Here is a 1510-nt window from a genome sequence, read left to right as displayed (position 1 = left end):
AAGGGCGGTCAGTTGCGCATGAGCTATTCTCCGAAGGCTGTTGCGATATCCAAGTCCGAGCCCGATCCCATTAACCCGGTTGTTTCCACACCAGATCAAACTCACATTCGGTCGCCGTTCACGACGGCTGCACCAATATCCCGCTTGCAGCGGGTGGGGCTCAGGAAGACGGGACCATTCTGCTGGTCGGCTTTTTAAGCCATACGCTGATGCGGTTCGTCCACCTGGATCCGCCAGAACTGATCAGGTCCTGGAAGATTTGAGAAATTGTTGAGCGTTCATCAGGCGGTTTTTATCACCGCTCCCTCAATGACGACGCCGGCGGTCACATATTTCCACAGCGCTACCAATAGCTTGCGCGCCAGCGCCACGATGGTCGTCTTTTTGAGGCGCCCGCCGTTACGCCTCACCCGTTCTTCAAACCACAGGGCCAGGGCCGATTGCGGCTGATGGCGCAGCCATAGCCAAGCGATCTGGATGAGTGTTGTTCGCAATCGGGGATTGCCGGCTTTCGAAACGCCCTGTTCGCGATCGACTGATCCGCTTTGCCAGGGCGTGGGCGCCAAGCCAGCATAAGAAGCAACCTGGCGACGATTGTCGAAGTGTCGGAACAGCCCCTCTGACCAAAGGACGGAGGCGAACTCGGGACCGATGCCTTTGATGGCGAGCAACATCGCCTGTGGCGCCAGCGCTCCTTCAGTCTTCACCACCGGGTCTAGCAAGGCATCGCGCTCCGTCTCGACTGCCTTGATTTGTTCAATCAGCAGCTCAAGTCGATCGAGTTCGCGGCTGATCTGAGTTTTCAGATGAGGCGGCAATGGACGGCCATCGCCAGTCCTCAGCTCATCAAGCCGTTGCCGACGATCGCGACGCAGCGGCTCATAGCCGGAGACGCCCTGTGAGAACAGCAGTCCTTTAATCCGGTTGACGTGCAGGACCCGTTCGTTGGTCAATACCTTACGCTCACGGCAGAGGCGGCGACGGTCCTCTTCTTCGGGAGCTGGCGCTTTGACCATCGCGCACACCCGAGGTTCGCCGCGCTTGTAAGCCAACAGCGTGCGAACCAGCGCCTCGCCGTCGATCCTGTCGGTCTTCGCGCGTCGGCGCCGACGTGATGTCGCAACCGAGGCTGGATCGACGACGTGGCTTTCGATCCCTTCATTCTGCAACACTCGATGGATCCAAAAGCCGTCCAACCCTGCTTCCTGAATGACGATGATCGGGAACGATTGCCCGGTCCGCGCGAACGCCTTCCGCTGAAGATCCGAAAATCGCGCCAACAGCGCGCAGATGTCTCCGGCCGGCACGTTGTGCTTCGACATCTTCTCGCCGCCCCCCGGCGACAGCGAGGTGATCAGCCAGGCTGAACGGCTGAGTTCCAACGAAACGAAAATTGCGCCAAGATCGCTGCGGATGGCGTTCGGCGTTTCGGGTCGATCAGCTTTAATTTGCATGGTTGTCTCCAGAGTGGGTGTTCGCAACCTCACTCTGCCAGAGTGCCGGTCGCTAT

Annotated in this window: 2 protein-coding genes; one reads left to right on the top strand and one right to left on the bottom strand. The window is 59.1% G+C overall.

Translation table 11 applies throughout. The annotated features are described in order from the left end of the window. Positions 1-198, top strand: a 198-nt coding sequence (locus NEI07_RS02660) for a hypothetical protein (RefSeq protein WP_256032507.1), incomplete at its 5' end; no start/stop codon positions are given. A gap of 83 nt (positions 199-281) precedes the next feature. Here NEI07_RS02660 and NEI07_RS02655 read toward each other — a convergent pair. Continuing rightward, positions 282-1454 carry an IS110 family RNA-guided transposase gene (locus NEI07_RS02655; RefSeq protein ID WP_256032505.1) on the bottom strand — a complete coding sequence of 391 codons (1173 nt, stop codon included), beginning with the start codon at positions 1452-1454 and terminating at the stop codon, positions 282-284. Between the last annotated feature and the right edge of the window lie 56 nt (positions 1455-1510).

This window comes from Methylocystis suflitae, assembly GCF_024448135.1.
In the GTDB taxonomy this organism is placed as follows: domain Bacteria; phylum Pseudomonadota; class Alphaproteobacteria; order Rhizobiales; family Beijerinckiaceae; genus Methylocystis; species Methylocystis suflitae.
Note: the sequence above shows the minus strand (reverse complement) of the source record. Positions and strands in the feature narration are given on the sequence as shown.